Below are 16,053 nucleotides of genomic sequence, written 5' to 3'. Positions count from 1 at the left end.
ATTGAAACCTTGTTTTATATATTGAAAACTACACATCGACTCGGCTAGTCTTGTCAAGACCCTCGTGCCCATAGCCGGGGGAAAGTGAAGGAGAACAGGCACCCGTGGCAGGTGACGGAACAATAGGAAAAGCATGTGATGTGTTGGAACAGGTCGCGGCCTTCGGGCGCCCTGTGCGGTTTGGGGAATTGCTGGAAAGCAGCAAATTCCCCAAGGCGACGCTGTATCGCTTTCTGCAATCGCTGACCAATCAGGGCATGCTGCATTACGAACCGGAACGGCAAACATATTCTCCGGGGATGCGGCTGGTGCGGTTGGCTCATTCGGCATGGACCCAAAGCTCGCTTGCGCCCATTGCGCGGCCTTTCTTGGACGCCCTCAGCGCCGAGACAGGGGAAACGGTGCACCTGGCGCAGCTTGATTCCGGGCAGGTGCTTTATGTGGATAAACGCAACGCGCAGCGACCGATCGAGATGTATTCCGAGGCTGGCAAGGTCGGCCCGGCTTATTGTACCGGCGTCGGTAAGGCGATGATGGCTTATCTGGACGAGGCACTGTTGGAGAAGACGATCTCGCAACAAAGCTTTCACCGGTTCACCGACAAAACCCTGGCCTCGGAAAAGGCATTGCGAGCCGATCTCGAGTTGATTCGTAGCCGGGGTTACGCAGTTGATGACGAAGAGCATGAGCCCGGCATCATCTGTATTGCCTGCCCGATTCTGACCACCGGGGGCCGCATGTTGGGGGCTCTATCGGTGACGGGATCGACCGGAAGGATGGATTTTGAACAATTACAATCTTGGGTGCCGCGCGTCCGGCGTGTCGCTGAACAGATCGGCACAGAAGCACAGGCGTGGCGGTTCCCCGAGGGCCAACAGAATAGGATGCAAGCAACATGACAGGCGTAACCCTGAAAGGCGCGATCAAACGGTATGGCCAGACTCAGGTCATTCATGGAATTGATCTCCAGATTGAAGATGGTGAGTTCTGCGTGTTCGTTGGGCCGTCGGGCTGCGGCAAGTCTACGCTGTTGCGGATGATCGCAGGGCTGGAAGAAACCTCGGATGGTGAAATCCATATCGGAGCACGTGAAGTCACGCATGTCGACCCGGCCAAGCGCGGGGTGGCGATGGTGTTCCAGACTTATGCGCTCTATCCGCATATGACGGTGGCCGAGAACATGGGCTTTGGCCTGCGGATGAACGGGGTCGCCAAGGCTGAGATTGACCAGAAGGTTCAGGAAGCGTCGAACATTTTGAAACTCGACCAGTATCTGAAGCGCAAACCCAAAGCGTTGTCCGGCGGTCAGCGTCAGCGGGTTGCGATTGGGCGCGCCATTGTGCGCGGCCCAGAGGTGTTCCTGTTCGACGAGCCGCTTTCGAACCTTGACGCAGAGCTACGCGTGGAAATGCGGGTCGAGATTGCGCGCCTGCATCAGGAAATCGGCGCAACGATGATTTATGTTACGCATGATCAGGTCGAGGCGATGACCATGGCCGATAAGATCGTTGTGTTGCGCGACGGACGGATCGAGCAGGTGGGTGCCCCTATGGATCTGTATCGTGACCCCGATAACAGATTCGTGGCGGGTTTCATCGGCTCTCCGGCCATGAACTTCCTTGAGTGCGATGTCGTGGATGGCATGGTGCGGCACCCCGCGCTGACTGATGCAATCCCGGTTACTGAAAGTGTGCCGAGTGGAGTTACTAAAGTTACACTGGGCATTCGCCCCGAGCATATTCAGGTGGATCGAAACGGTGACACCTGCACTGTTGATCTGACCGAAGCGCTGGGTGGTGTATCCTATTCTTATCTGCTGACGCCCAATGGCGATAAGCTGATTGTGGAAGAGCGGGACGACCAACGCAGTACGACCGGTGACCGTATCGGGCTTTCGATCCGGCCCGAACGCGCGATGCTGTTCTATCCCGAGTCGGGTCAGCGGCTGCGTTAGGGCTTGCCAGACCGGAGCTGTTTTGCATCACTGCGCATTAATCAGCGGCTTTCAGGAGGCCATATGCGCAGTTCCAAAACCATCCATGTGATCTCAGCCCATGCCGAAGGCGAGGTGGGCGATGTAATCGTTGGAGGTGTTACCCCGCCTCCCGGGGAAACGGTTTGGGATCAGAGAACCCATATCGCTGAAGATCAGACCCTAAGGGATTTCATGCTGAATGAACCCCGCGGCGGTGTCTTTCGCCATGTGAACCTGCTGGTTCCACCAAAAAACCCCGAGGCCGCTGCCGCTTTCATCATCATGGAGCCGGAAGACACGCCGCCGATGTCCGGTTCGAATTCCATCTGCGTTTCTACGGTTTTGCTGGATAGCGGCATCCTTCCAATGCATGAACCAGAAACTCGTTTGACGTTAGAAGCTCCCGGAGGGCTGGTCCGCGTCCGCGCCGAATGCCGCAATGGCAAGGCCGAACGCATCTATGTGCAGAACGTGCCAAGTTTCGTCGACAAGCTGGATGCCCGGATCGAGGTTGAGGGCATCGGGACGCTGCGCGTAGATACCGCGTTTGGTGGCGACAGTTTTGTAATTGTCGATGCAGCTGATCTGGGTTTTGACCTGACGCCTGATGAAGGCGCTGATCTTGCCAGAACCGGCGCGCGTATCACCGATGCGGCCAATGAGCAGCTTGGCTTCAATCACCCCACCAAAGACTGGAATCACATTTCATTCTGCCAAATCGCAGGCCCGCTGAATCGACAGGGCGATATCCTCACCGGTCGCAATACCGTCGCCATCAAGCCCGGCAAGCTGGATCGTTCACCCTGCGGCACCGGTGCATCGGCCCGAATGGCTGTTTTGCTGGCCAAAGGTCAAATGTCGATGAATGACCGCTATCATGCGCGTTCGGTTATCGACAGTGAGTTTCGCTGCCGCATCGTGGATCAGCTCGATCTGAATGGGCGCATGGCGATCACACCGGAAATCTCGGGGCGGGGTTGGATTACGGGCACACACCAGCACATGCTGGACCCGGAAGACCCTTGGCCCGGTGGCTACCGCTTGAGTGATACTTGGGGTGCATAAGTCGGGGCCAAAATTGACCCCGTACTTTGGTTGATCTTCAGCTATCGAGATTGAACATCAGTCTTGCAGTCACTGGGACGGTACGGGTGATGCTAGGAAGTTGCGCCAGCTCCATTAGCTTGTCGACACCCGCTGAGACGCCCGCATCCTCGGTGCTAATGAAGACCATATCGTTTGTCGACACCATGACAGTGTCTTCAGCCACGCGCAAAATGAACATATCGGTGTAGAACTCAACCTCGGTCCCGGCCAGAGCCAGTTTGGCATCCACTTCAACCGTGTTGCTGGACCCCACATCCAACTTGGACACCTCATCCAAATCAATCTCTGCGGTCAGCGTGGCTGTTGCTACCTTGCGGAACACATGTTCGATCATCCGCTCGTTGCGGATATCGATATTCGTTTCGACCGAGGACAGGTCGATATCAATCTCAACTTTGCCATCCTCGCTGACATGGCCCGATAAATTGGTGAAGGAATTGACCTCGCCCACATCGTCGATCTTAACCGTGCCATAGGCCAGATGAGAGGCGCTGGGATTTAGTGTCCAATCAGCGGCCAGCGCGGGACCTGCAACAAAAGCCGACGCAATCGTGATTGTTTTGAACAGAAGTTTCATTTCATTCCTCCAGAGTCTATGACAGTTCAGACCAAGCGGGCCCGGTCCCATGACAAAGCAAACACACACAGGTCGCGATTTATTCGATGAGTGTTGAGATGAGCACCGAACAAGCCGTGCGCGGCGCGATCCAGACCCATTCGAAACGGGTTTGGCGGTTTGGATTGGCTCTGTCGGGGGCGTCGGATGTTGCGGACGATCTGCTGCAGGCAACAGCCTTGCGGGCGTTAGAAAAGCACCATCAGGTAACTTCATATGATCGGTTGGACAGCTGGCTGATGACGATCTGCCGCTCGATCTGGTTGAACGAGATACGGGCACGGTCTGTGCGCAAGGCGCAAGCATTGTCGGTTACACCTGAGGCGGAATTGGTTGCACACGGACCCGACTCAGAAACGAATATTTTCGCCGCTCAGGTGTTTACTCAAGTGATGCAACTGCCAGAGGCGCAGCGCGAAACGGTGATGCTTGTATTTGTAGAAGGGTACAGTTACCGCGAAGCTGCGGCCATGCTGGATGTTCCCATCGGCACGATCATGAGCCGGTTGTCCAACGCCCGGCAGAAACTGAAAACCGTAATGCAGCACGAAGCGGGCGACGCGGTGCAACGGAGTGGCAAATGAAGTTTTCCGACGAAACACTTCTGGCCTATCTGGAGGGCAGCCTTGATGAGGCCGAAGTCCACGCCATCGAAGCGGCCGTGGCAGAGGATACGGGTCTTGAAGCCCGCTTGATGGCGTTGGATCCGTTTGCCCCTGTTGTGCAGCAGGTTTTTGATGACGTCCCGGCTGAGGTTCCTGAAATTGATCTGCCTGCGCCCACTCCGCAGCAATACAAATCAGGACCTCTTCGATTGCTGGCGGTTGCGGCCTCGGTTGCCGTTATCGCAGTATCCGCAACCTTCTGGGTGACGCGTCCGAAGGCTTTGGGCTGGGCAGAGCAAGCCGCAATTTATCAATCACTCTATTCAGCCGAAACGATTGCTGATCTGGATAACTCTCCGCAAAAACTGGACGCGCAATTTGCTCAGGCTGAGGCTCAGCTCGGCCGACCCTTAAATCGGGAGGTGTTGGAAAATCTTCCCGGCCTCGACCTGAAGCGCACACAGGTTTTATCATTCAAAGGTAAGCCATTGGTTCAGGTTGTCTTTGCTGATGCACAAGGAAATCCATTTGCGTTCTGCGTGATCCGGCAAGGTCCAAATGCCCCATCGAAGGCAGTCAATCTTGCAGTGCTAAGCGGCCTATCAACCGCGACATGGGCAAAAGATGGGTATGGTTATATGCTGTTGGGTGGCGATCGCGAGACAGATCTGAGTGGAGAGCTGCATGCTCTGACTGCGGCCTTTGCGGGTTGACTATCGGGATTTCGGGAAACCCCTTGTGAACTGCGGCAAATGCTCGAAGAATGCCAGATATGAAGCCTATCCCTCAAGAACCGGACCCAGAAGATGATGAGGCCTTGGACGCAGGGCCGCGCAGCATCTATGACACCGATCCACCGGATGAAGAGGATCTATGGTTTCTCCCTCCAGCGGATAAAGAAGATCCTGAAGAATTTCTTCCGTCTGTCCCAAGGCCTGATCAAAGCCTCCTTTTTGATCCAAGGGATTGGCGCGCGGCTCAATCTGAACTGTCCGCTGAACTTGCTGATCTGGCCGTGACTTTCGGAGCGCTGGATGAACGTTTGCGCGCAGGGCCGAAAGGATGGGGTCACCGTCTGGCCTTAATGGAAGTGTCGGATTTGGGCTGGTGGACCGGAGACCGGATCAGCGTCGATCGTCTAGCGCTATGGATCGGATTGCGGATCGGTGCGACGGGTGATGACGTTCAGGCGTTGTACCGGGCAGGCTGGGCGGTGCGGCGACTATCCTCGGGCGCTGGGCCATCAGAGGGCGGATGGGACCCTGGGCTGACCGCTTTTCTGGATCGTCAGGCCCAGGGCATCGAGGACGCCCCAGAGACCGTGATAGATCTGGCCGAAGTGATGCGAAATGTGGCTGCGTTGCACCCGGTGACCCAGGCTGCAATCGGGTTCCACGCGTGGCGCGCGCTCTCTCCGGGCATTGGACAGGATACCGAAGCTGCCGTTATTGCAGCCCGCCATGCGGCATCGATGGGGCGAGGTGGAGCATTGTTCATGCCGCTTTCCTTGTCGGGACCGGGTGCGTTGCGCGGTGCAGGCTCACTGGATGAAAAACTATCCGCCTGGATAGGTGGGGCAGGTCAGGCCTCGCTTGCAGCTCTGCTGCATCTGGACCGGATCAGCGCTTGGGAAGGACGTGCCCGCGAGGCTGTATCAGATCTGAGTGGGCGAACTCCACCAGTGTTGATCGACGCGCTGACAGCTTGGCCGATGGTGTCGGCACCATTGGCCGAAGAGCTGACCCAAGCCTCGCGCGCGGCCATACAGCGAAATCTGGACAAATTCAGCGACAGAGGATTGATCCGCGAGGTGACAGGGCAGGGCCGTTATCGAGTCTGGACAGCGGCATTATAACCGATCTTTCGAATTCCCCGTTTGCTTGCATTTGGACGAGTCTTGCTGTTTCTGGAAGAACAAACAGGCGAAGTAGAACCATCGGGGCGCAATCATGAGCAAATCAGCACTGATAACCGGTATTACGGGTCAGGATGGCTCTTACCTGGCTGAGCTGTTGCTTGCCAAAGGCTATGACGTTCACGGTATCAAACGTCGCGCATCGTCTTTCAATACGCAGCGGATTGATCATATCTATCAGGATCCGCATGAACCAGATCCCAGACTGCATCTGCATTATGGTGATCTAAGCGATACCTCGAACCTGACCCGGATCATTCAGGAAGTGCAGCCCGACGAGGTCTATAATCTCGGTGCGCAATCCCATGTTGCGGTGAGTTTTGAATCGCCGGAATACACTGCGGATGTGGATGGGTTGGGTACGCTACGCCTGCTCGAAGCGATCCGGTTTCTGGGACTGGAGGGCAAGACCCGGTTTTATCAGGCCTCTACCTCAGAGCTCTTTGGTTTGGTACAGGAAACACCGCAACGCGAGACAACGCCTTTTCACCCGCGCTCACCCTATGGGGTCGCCAAGCTGTATTCCTATTGGATAACAGTAAATTATCGCGAGGCCTACGGGATGTACGCCTGCAACGGTATTTTGTTCAATCACGAAAGCCCCCGGCGTGGTGAGACCTTTGTGACTCGTAAGATCACTCGTGGCCTTGCAAACATCGCGCAAGGTTTGGATGACTGTTTGCATATGGGTAATATCGATAGTTTGCGCGATTGGGGGCACGCGCGGGACTATGTGAAGATGCAGTGGCTGATGCTGCAACAGGAGACGCCCGAGGACTTTGTAATCGCCACCGGCGAGCAGTATTCCGTGCGCCAGTTCATCGAATGGTCTGCCAGCGAGCTGGGTTTGGTGCTGGAGTTTTCAGGGGAGGGTGTCGAGGAATTTGCGATTGTTCGCGAAGTAGTGGGTGATAAGGCGCCTGCCCTGAAAGCTGGCGATATCGTGATGCGGATCAACCCGCGTTACTTCCGACCGGCCGAGGTTGATACGCTGTTGGGAGACCCGTCCAAGGCCAAGCAAAAACTAGGTTGGGAACCCGAGACCTCTGTGCAAGATCTATGCGCCGAAATGGTTGCCGAAGATTTGAAAATCGCACGGCGCAATGCCCTGCTCAAAGAACACGGGATGGCTGCGCCAGTCACACGGGAAAACGGCTGAAATGGGCAGCTCGCGCAGAATATATGTAGCGGGTCATCGCGGCATGGTCGGAAGCGCGATCCTGCGAAGGCTGCAGCAGCGCCAACAGGCAGGTGAAAAACTCGAGCTAATCACGCGGACGCGGAGCGAATTGGATCTGACCGATCAGGTTCAGGTTCAGAATTTCATGCGCTCAGAACGTCCGGACATCGTGATTTTGGCCGCCGCCCGTGTTGGCGGTATCTATGCGAACAACACATATCCGGCGGATTTCATCTACGAGAACCTGATGATCGAATGCAATGTGATCCATCAGGCGTTTTCGGCAGGTATAAAACAGCTGCTGCAACTTGGAAGTTCCTGCATTTATCCGCGCTCAACACACCAGCCTATGCGCGAAGACGCGCTTTTGACCGGGCCGCTGGAGCCGACAAATGAACCTTACGCCATCGCCAAGATTGCCGGGATCAAGCTTTGTGAAAGCTATAACAGGCAGCACGGCGTAGACTACCGGTCCGTCATGCCGACGAACCTTTATGGCCCCGGAGACAACTTTCACCCTGAAAACAGTCACGTGCTCCCGGCACTGATCCGACGTTTTCACGAGGCACAGCGTGACGGGCTAGATGAAGTTGTCATATGGGGAACCGGAAATCCGCGACGCGAGTTCTTGCATGTTGATGATATGGCCGAGGCGTCGGTGTTTGTTTTGGACCTGCCGCGCGAAATATATGAGGCAAATACTGATCCAATGTTAAGCCACATTAATGTGGGTACGGGCAGCGATACATCGATCGCAGACCTCGCAACGATCATTGCGGGTGTCGTCGGTTTCACTGGCCGGATCACGTATGATACAGACAAACCGGATGGCACGATGCAAAAACTGATGGATGTATCGCGCCTCGCAGGTATGGGCTGGAGTGCTGGCATCAGTCTTAACGACGGAATTCGCCAGACCTATGCGTGGTTTCTAGATCAATCAGAAACCGATCTGCGCGAAAGGTGACCGCCCGCGCAATGGCCCGGACGGTGTCTGAGCTGTCAGAACCAGCGGCCGATGGCGATCATTGATGGTTCAATATTTGTGGCATCCGAAATTGCCGCCAGTACCTGGAATGTCGTTTGTGTTTCCGATGGCGTGTCAAATCCTACGAATCGACCGAACCCGCCACCATTCCCGCTAAGGGCTGGTTTGCTGCCAGCGGCAAAAGCGATGGGAAAATCCCAGTTGGTAGAACCACTGGTGAACAAGGCACCGGTTGCGGTCGTACATCCGACAGCATCAAGAGTTGTTGCACAAATTTGGGTGCCGTCAGCAAATCGCGTGTAGTCTCCATTTGTATTACTGCCATGCTCGATCACAGCCCCGGAAGGTACACCACTGTTTTGTGACACTGTGCCCAGTACGTTGCCCGGTCCGTACCCATAATCCGCCCGCATCAGGCGACCAGGCGTGGTGTCGTTGGCACTGCTCTGTATTGCCGCTCCACCCGCGATACCAGATGAGGCGTCAAACCGTAGTGCTTCAACCCAGCTCCCGCCATCTGGCGAGACTTTGATCGAGAACTCCGTGTTGCCAGAAAGGCCCATCTCGGCGTGACCGGTCCAGTTGGATTGAAACAAAAGCGAGGCCGTGTCGCCGTCGCTGGCTTTGTTGACCTTCAACTGATGACCACCACCTTCATGGGTTAGCAACGTCGCAGGGCTACGCACCGCCAGCCGATTGGTGCTGTCGGATCCGGTTGCGACTCCAATTCCTGGCAGATTCTGCAAATCGACAGGCGGGTCGATCCAGGCGGATCCGTTCCAGATTTTCAACTGCTCCGAGCTTTGGTCCCAGGCCCGCCAGCCCAAATCCGGCGCAATGAAATGCCATCCGTTGTCCAGCCACGCCGCCAATTGGCCGTCGTGACCAGCCCATGCCCCCGTGGGCGCCGTGCCAAGCGCGTGCGTCTCCCCCTGATCGGGCGCAGCGGGCGGTATTGTCGCGTCGATGGAGACTACGCTCAGTTGGACCACAAGATCGAGTGTACGCAGCGCCTCGTTATGGGTCACGTGTTTCTGGGCCTGAGACGGTTGAATAAAGGGCAGGTTCAAACGGGGTGAGTTCTGTGGCACGGGCGTCCTCCTGAGATGTCGCTTTGACAATGATCGCGCGCCACCCTGCCGCAATCGGAGTGAAGCCCACCTGACGAACCCGAACGCTAGGTTTTTGATTTGTTAGGATTTGAGAAATGTCAAATAAGCCACCTGCATTGCAGATGGCGGGATTTAATCAGAGATGAACGGCGACTAGCGCCTACTGACCTAAGTCAATTACGCGCATAAACATCTTCATAGCGAATAATGTCGTCTTCACCCAGATAGGTCCCGGTTTGTACTTCGATCAGGACCATCGGGACTTTGCCGGGGTTCACCATCCGGTGAACCGCACCCAAAGGCACATAGACCGACTGGTTTTCTGACACCAACTGAACATCGTCATTTATCGTCACTTCGGCGGTGCCCTCCACGACGATCCAGTGCTCGGACCGATGATGGTGAGATTGCAGACTCAGCGATGCACCGGGATGGACATGGATACGCTTGACCTGGAACCGGTCTCCGATAACGAGGCTTTCGAACCACCCCCAGGGCCGATGATCGACGGGCAGGGATTCCGCCTGCTTGGCACCTTTTGCTTTCAAGGCTGTGACGGCCTGTTTGACATCCTGCGCGCGGTCCATGCTGGCCACCAGAACCGCATCGGGCATCGCGACTGTAATGACGTTTTCCAGCCCCATCGCCACGACCTCCTGTGCAGGAGATTCTGAGCGCACCAGCACATTGTGGCAATCAATGGCAGTGACTTCACCGGCGGTAGCGACCCCATTTGTATCAGGGTTGCTGAGCTCCTGCACCGCCGACCAACTGCCTACATCTGACCACCCGGCTGCATAAGGAACAACGCTGAGGTTGCTGGCCTTTTCCATAACCGCATAGTCGATCGATATGTCCTGAACTGAGTTCCAAGCGATGGATTCAAGCCGCAGAAAGCCCAGGTCAGACTGCGCCTGATCAACGGCGTTCTGAACCGGAGCTACAAGATCCGGCGCATGTTGGTCATAGGCCGCAAGGATATCGCGGACCGCAAACAGAAAGATGCCGGAATTCCAAAGGTAACTACCTTCGGACACCATCCTTTCGGCGCTCTTCAGGTCGGGCTTTTCAACAAATCGATCGAGAGGAATCGACGCACCCGACGCGTCGGGAATCTGCCGAAGTTTGAGATAACCATATCCAGTCTCTGGCCGGTCAGGCGTGATTCCGAATGTAACAAGGTCTCCGCGCTCATCGATCGTACGGATACCTTCCGCAACTGCCTCGTGAAAGGCCTGAGCATCCGGAATGACGTGATCCGACGCCGCCACCAGCATCAATGCATCGGGATCGCTGGACGAAAGGTGCAGAGCTGCCGCCAGGACAGCCGGAGCAGTGTTGCGCCCTTCAGGTTCAATAAGGATCGGGCCTGGGTCAATTCCAACGGCCATCAACTGCTCAGGTACAACGAAACGAAATGCTTCATTGGTTAACAGCAACGGCTTTGCGTAAGGCGTTTCGACGGGTCCTTTAAGACGCTTTGCACATTGCTGCAAAAGGCTGGTTTCACCAATCAGCGGCACGAATTGTTTTGGGTAGCTTTTGCGTGACAGGGGCCATAACCGTGTTCCGGAGCCACCGCATAAAATTACCGGATAGACGGTCCTCATGCTGCCCTCGCTCTCTGTGTTCTTGGGGTCGAGCTATTGCAATGAATGCCAACTGGTTGAAGCATCTTACCTATTGCGCGGCCTGGTCCGACGAAACGATATCATGCAGATACTGACTTAAATCATCACGCAGATCGTCGCGGGCCAGCGCAAACGATACCGTGGCCTGAAGGAAACCGGCCTTTGAGCCACAATCAAATCGTTGGCCTTCGAATTTGTAACCAAATACAGGAACGCCATTTCCGATATCCTCGGCGATCGCGTCAGTCAGCTGGATTTCGCCTCCGCTGCCTTTCTTCTTCTGGTTCAAATTGTACAGTACCGAGGGGCCCAAAATATAACGACCAATGACGGCGAGATTTGATGGTGCCTCCTCAGGTTTTGGCTTTTCAACCATACCCTTGGCTCGGACAACCGTACCGACGTTTTGGCCTGTATCCAAAATACCGTAAGAGCTTGTCTTTTCGTTTGGAACTTCCATCGCAGCAACCATATTGCCGCCGGTTTCCTCATAGGCCTCAACCATTTGCTGCAGGCAGGGTTTGCCAGCAGCAATAACATCATCGGGCAGCATTACCGCAAAGGGCTCATCTCCGATCAGTCGCCGTGCACACCAAACTGCATGTCCAAGCCCCAGCGCCTTGTGCTGGCGAATATAGGCGATCGCGCCGCTTTCCATATTGGTCGCGTTCAATATCTCAAGCAAATCGTCTTTGCCCTTCAACTTCAAGTCCTGCTCCAACACAAGGTTGTGGTCAAAGTAATCTTCAAGCGCTGACTTCCCGCGTGACGTCACGAAGATAAACTCGGTGATCCCGGCTGCCCGCGCTTCGTCAATTGCATATTGAACCAGCGGTCTATCGACCAAAGTCATGATCTCTTTTGGCACCGATTTGGTCGCCGGTAAAAAGCGCGTCCCCATACCCGCGACGGGGAAAATAGCCTTTGTGACTTTGCGTGCCATGTTACCTCATGATTTCCATAGTCTGCCCGTGCGCTTTGTAGGCGCTGGGGTCCTCACATAAAACTTAAATTCGCATCAATCAATCTCACCCGACAGTAGTGCAGCGGGCACGATGGAATCTGCCATTAACCTGCACACAGAGTCAAAACGAAACACACCCAAACGTGGTTCTAGCCAAGGTACACAGAGTACTTGGTGCGCAGAAAAGTAGGATTCGCGCCCCTGAAACCTTCAAGCTTCGGGGCGCTAATAGTCAGGAGTTAGCCATAATCGCATCAAGCGGATCATGTTCGGCAACGAAATGGTCAGGAGCAATTTCGCTAAGCCGCGGAACATAGTCCGTTTCGCCCGAGGACAACTTGCTGGGCAAGAAACGCAATGTGGCCTTGGGATCCATTGGGGACGGTAATTCACCCGGTAATTTAAGCCTTTGACGGTTACGCTCAACATCCGGATCAGGAATCGGAACCGCCGATATCAGGGATTTGGTGTAGGGGTGTATTGGTTCAGAACATATCACTTCACCATCGCCCAATTCGACAATGCGACCCAAGTACAAAACCATGATTCGGTTAGACACTGCGCGTACAACTGACAGGTCATGACTAATGAAAATCATCGACAAACCGAACTCTTGTTGCAATTCTCGCAACAATTCCACGATCTGGGCCTGAATGGACACGTCCAGTGCCGAAACGGCTTCATCGCAAATGATCAACTTTGGTTTGTTGATCATTGCCCGAGCGATTCCGACGCGCTGATTTTGCCCACCTGACAGTTCATGTGGATAACGGTTGATCATATTGGTTGGCAGGCCAACACGTTCCATCATCTCGGCGACCAGGTCCTTACGTTCGCGTTCCGTCAGGTCTGGTCGATAGGTTTTTAATGGTTCCGCGATTGAGGCCGAGATTGTCATCCGTGGATCAAGGCTGGCGAGTGGATCCTGGAATACAATCTGCAGATCCTTGCGGTATTTGTTCAACTCGGACCGTTTCAACCCGACGATCGGATGGCCCAGCCAGCTGACGTTGCCCGCACTGGGTTCGATCAATTGCAGAACCGCCCGCGCCAGCGTGGACTTGCCGCAACCGGATTCACCCACAACACCCAGCGTTTCGCCCTTGCGAATATCAAAGCTGACACCATCCACGGCCTTGAGAGGCACCTTGTGGCCGAATAATCCGCCCGGAACATGGATTGGGAAATGAACCTTGACGTCGTCAACGCGCAGCAGCGGCTCTTCGGTCTTGCCCAAGGCTTTGGGCGCGTCACCGGCGTCGATGCGAGGCATCGCCTCAAGCAAGGTGCGAGTGTACTCGTGTTGCGGTGCGCGAAAGACTTCACGGGTTTCCCCGGCCTCGACAAATTGACCAAGGCGCATGACCTGTATGCGGTCGCACATCCGCGCGACGACGCCCATGTCATGGGTGATCAAAGCAATGGCTGTGCCTTCGTCTTTTTGCAGTCGCACCATCAGGTCCAGAATGTCGGCCTGTACGGTGACGTCCAGCGCCGTTGTGGGTTCATCCGCGATCAACAATTTCGGGCTGCACAGCATCGACATGGCAATCATGACTCGCTGACGCATCCCGCCCGACAGCTCGTGCGGGTACTGATCCAATCGCCGTTTCGCCTCGGGGATACGAACGCGGTCCAACCATTCAAGGCATCGCGCTTTGGCGGCAGAGCCCTGCAAACCCTCATGCACTTGCAGCACTTCGCGCATCTGTTGACCGACCCGCAAATGCGGGGTCAGGGCGGTGAGCGGGTCCTGAAAGATCATACCTACATCATCGCCGCGGATGCGGTTCAGCTTGTTCACTGGCAAGTTCAGGATTTCCTGACCGTTCAGCATGGCAGACCCCGTTGCACGGCCAGCCGGAGGCAATAGCCCCATCGCTGCCATGAAGGTCTGGCTTTTGCCCGACCCGCTTTCGCCGACGATGCCCAGACACTCGCCTGGATTGATGTCGAAACTGATGCCCTTGACGGCTTCGACGATGCCATCTGGAGTATCGAACTGAACGCTCAGGTCTTTGATGGAAAATAGACTCATATCAGCGATCCTTCGGGTCCAGAGCGTCACGCAAACCATCACCGATGAAAAACATGGTGATGATGATGGCAACGTAGAAAGTCAGGGGATAAAGAAGCTGCCACAAAGTGCCATAGCCCATGGTCCCGGCACCTTCGGCAATCAGACGGCCCAAAGAGGTGTAGGGTTCAGAGATTCCGAGACCTAAAAACGAAATGAAACTTTCGGTCAGGATCATTTCGGGAACCAACAGCGAGGCGTACACGATCACAACGCCCAACAGGTTGGGCAGAATGTGGCGATACATGATGGTAAACTCACTGACACCGGCGGCACGAGCGGCTTCGATGAATTCGCGGTTCTTCAGCGTCAGGGTTTGCCCCCGAACGATCCGCGCCATGGTCAGCCAACCGACTGCACCCAACGCGATGAACAGCATGAAAAAGGACCGCCCTGCCACGACCAGCAGAAGGATGATGATCAGAGTTGCCGGGATCGCCAATAGGATGTCGACAAAGCGCATCATGGCGTTGTCGGTACGCCCTCCGATATAACCAGCGGCAATGCCATAGCAAGTGCCAACGATCAACGCAGTTGCAGCCCCAATCAGACCAACCAGCAGCGATGTAGTGGTCGCCTGAATGACACGGCTGTAAAGGTCGCGCCCCAGATCATCGACACCGAAATAGTGACCAGTCTCGATCGAGGGCATTCCCATGCCGCGTACGTCACCCATAACGTTCCAGTCGATCTCTTCATTGGACCAGGCTGCAAAATATGGTCCGATAATCGTGAACAGCACGATCAGACCCAAAACAAAAACACTGGCCATTGCGGCCTTGTTGCGGACAAAACGCATACGTGCGTCCTGCCAGAGCGAGCGCCCCTGAATGACCGTGTAATCTGTGATTTCTTCGGCCAGATGGGCGGCTTTTTGAGATTTTCCAAGCATGAGCCAGCCCCTCAGTAACGAATTTTCGGATCAAACCAGGCATAAGCCAGGTCGGTCAGAAGGTTCACGACAACGGTCAATGCGCCATAGAGAATGGTAACCCCCAGGAGCACCGCATAGTCACGAGACAGTGCAGAGCCAACGTAGGCCTGACCAAGACCACCGGTCGAGAAATAGATATCGACAAAGACTGAACCCGTAAGCACGTAGACGAACACCGGCCCGAGATATGAGACAACCGGCAACAACGTAGGTTTCAACGCATGACGCCAAATTACGGTTCTGGTCGGCAAGCCCTTGGCGCGCGCGGTACGGATGAAGTTCGAGTTCAGAACTTCGAGCATCGACGAACGCGTGATCCGTGCAATCGAACCCATATAGGATGTTGCCAGCGCAATCACCGGCATGACCAGATATTGCCATTGGCCTCCGTTCCAGCCACCTCCCGGCAACCAGCCCAGCCACAGGGTGAAGGTAAGGATCAGGATCGGCCCCATGATGAAGTTTGGCAGAGCTTGCGCCGCGATACCAAGACCAACAGCGAAATAATCGATCCAGCTATTGTGTTTGATCGCGGCTGCGATCCCAAGGCTTACACCAACGGCAGTTGCAACAAGAAATGAAAGCGAGCCATAGGTCAGGGAAATCGGAAACCCTTGAGCGATAATGTCGTTGACGTCCCTGTCCTTGAACTTGAAGGACGGGCCGAAATCAAAATGCACGACGATGTTGTACAGGTAGTCCCAGAGCTGTTTCCACAACGGTTGGTCCAACCCATAGCGCGCCTCAATATTGGCCAGAACCTGCGGCGGCAGCGGCCGTTCTGAGGTAAATGGCCCACCGGGTGCTACGTGCATCAGGAAAAAACAGGCGACGATCAGCAACAGGATCGTCGGAATGGCGATCAGCAGTCGCCGCAGACTGTAGGCAAGCATTTCATGCCCCCATGTTTATTGGCCCTGCCCCGGATGCCTCCGGGACAGGGCGTGGT

General features: G+C 55.3%; 15 protein-coding genes. 8 read left to right on the top strand and 7 right to left on the bottom strand.

The annotated features are described in order from the left end of the window. Nucleotides 1–104 precede the first annotated feature (104 nt). From G7G_RS0111280 to G7G_RS0111270, 3 genes are all read left to right on the top strand, one after another. Nucleotides 105–899, top strand: coding sequence for an IclR family transcriptional regulator (locus G7G_RS0111280; protein WP_010441519.1), 795 nt, complete (start codon nt 105–107; stop codon nt 897–899). After that, on the top strand, nt 896–1,954 hold the full coding sequence (locus G7G_RS0111275) for an ABC transporter ATP-binding protein (protein ID WP_010441518.1): 1,059 nt from the start codon (nt 896–898) through the stop codon (nt 1,952–1,954). Before G7G_RS0111280 ends, G7G_RS0111275 begins: the two co-directional genes overlap by 4 nt. Before the next feature lie 63 nt (nt 1,955–2,017). After that, entirely contained in the window at nt 2,018–3,040 is a 1,023-nt protein-coding gene (locus G7G_RS0111270) for a trans-3-hydroxy-L-proline dehydratase (RefSeq protein WP_010441517.1), read from the top strand. Between the two features lie 37 nt (nt 3,041–3,077). Here G7G_RS0111270 and G7G_RS0111265 read toward each other — a convergent pair whose 3' ends face one another. Then, entirely contained in the window at nt 3,078–3,659 is a 582-nt protein-coding gene (locus G7G_RS0111265; protein WP_010441515.1) for a YceI family protein, read from the bottom strand. A gap of 98 nt (nt 3,660–3,757) precedes the next feature. Here G7G_RS0111265 and G7G_RS0111260 point away from each other — a divergent pair, with 98 nt between their 5' ends. From G7G_RS0111260 to fcl, 5 genes are all read left to right on the top strand, one after another. After that, complete coding sequence (locus tag G7G_RS0111260; RefSeq protein WP_010441513.1) at nt 3,758–4,282, top strand: RNA polymerase sigma factor; 525 nt, start codon at nt 3,758–3,760, stop codon at nt 4,280–4,282. Then, nucleotides 4,279–5,016, top strand: a complete 738-nt coding sequence (locus G7G_RS0111255) for a hypothetical protein (protein ID WP_010441511.1) — start codon at nt 4,279–4,281, stop codon at nt 5,014–5,016. The genes G7G_RS0111260 and G7G_RS0111255 overlap by 4 nt, the downstream gene beginning before the upstream one ends. Before the next feature lie 59 nt (nt 5,017–5,075). Beyond that, nucleotides 5,076–6,158: a helix-turn-helix domain-containing protein gene (locus G7G_RS22960; RefSeq protein ID WP_010441509.1), complete on the top strand. Its 1,083-nt coding sequence runs from the start codon at nt 5,076–5,078 to the stop codon at nt 6,156–6,158. A gap of 94 nt (nt 6,159–6,252) precedes the next feature. Further along, a complete protein-coding gene (gene gmd / locus G7G_RS0111235; RefSeq protein ID WP_010441507.1) occupies nt 6,253–7,377 on the top strand; it encodes a GDP-mannose 4,6-dehydratase in 1,125 nt (374 codons plus the stop codon). Nucleotide 7,378: 1 nt separating this feature from the next. Further along, on the top strand, nt 7,379–8,365 hold the full coding sequence (gene fcl / locus G7G_RS0111230; RefSeq protein ID WP_010441505.1) for a GDP-L-fucose synthase: 987 nt from the start codon (nt 7,379–7,381) through the stop codon (nt 8,363–8,365). Between the two features lie 35 nt (nt 8,366–8,400). Here fcl and G7G_RS22955 read toward each other — a convergent pair whose 3' ends face one another. The 6 genes from G7G_RS22955 to oppB all read right to left on the bottom strand — a co-directional run bounded on the left by G7G_RS22955 (nt 8,401) and on the right by oppB (nt 15,997). After that, a complete protein-coding gene (locus tag G7G_RS22955) occupies nt 8,401–9,477 on the bottom strand; it encodes a DUF2793 domain-containing protein (RefSeq protein WP_010441503.1) in 1,077 nt (358 codons plus the stop codon). Nucleotides 9,478–9,671: 194 nt separating this feature from the next. Further along, a complete protein-coding gene (locus G7G_RS0111220) occupies nt 9,672–11,108 on the bottom strand; it encodes a mannose-1-phosphate guanylyltransferase/mannose-6-phosphate isomerase (protein ID WP_010441501.1) in 1,437 nt (478 codons plus the stop codon). A gap of 70 nt (nt 11,109–11,178) precedes the next feature. Then, the gene (gene galU, locus G7G_RS0111215; RefSeq protein WP_010441499.1) at nt 11,179–12,072 is read right to left on the bottom strand and encodes a UTP--glucose-1-phosphate uridylyltransferase GalU; all 894 of its coding nucleotides are present in this window, start codon (nt 12,070–12,072) and stop codon (nt 11,179–11,181) included. A gap of 253 nt (nt 12,073–12,325) precedes the next feature. Further along, a complete protein-coding gene (locus G7G_RS0111210) occupies nt 12,326–14,131 on the bottom strand; it encodes an ABC transporter ATP-binding protein (protein WP_010441497.1) in 1,806 nt (601 codons plus the stop codon). A gap of 1 nt (nt 14,132) precedes the next feature. Then, on the bottom strand, nt 14,133–15,062 hold the full coding sequence (locus G7G_RS0111205) for an ABC transporter permease subunit (protein ID WP_010441496.1): 930 nt from the start codon (nt 15,060–15,062) through the stop codon (nt 14,133–14,135). 11 nt (nt 15,063–15,073) lie between these two features. Beyond that, nucleotides 15,074–15,997, bottom strand: a complete 924-nt coding sequence (gene oppB / locus G7G_RS0111200) for an oligopeptide ABC transporter permease OppB (RefSeq protein ID WP_010441494.1) — start codon at nt 15,995–15,997, stop codon at nt 15,074–15,076. Between the last annotated feature and the right edge of the window lie 56 nt (nt 15,998–16,053).

Source organism: Ruegeria conchae, assembly GCF_000192475.1.
Lineage (GTDB): Bacteria > Pseudomonadota > Alphaproteobacteria > Rhodobacterales > Rhodobacteraceae > Ruegeria > Ruegeria conchae.
This window is presented reverse-complemented; position numbering and strand designations above follow the sequence as displayed.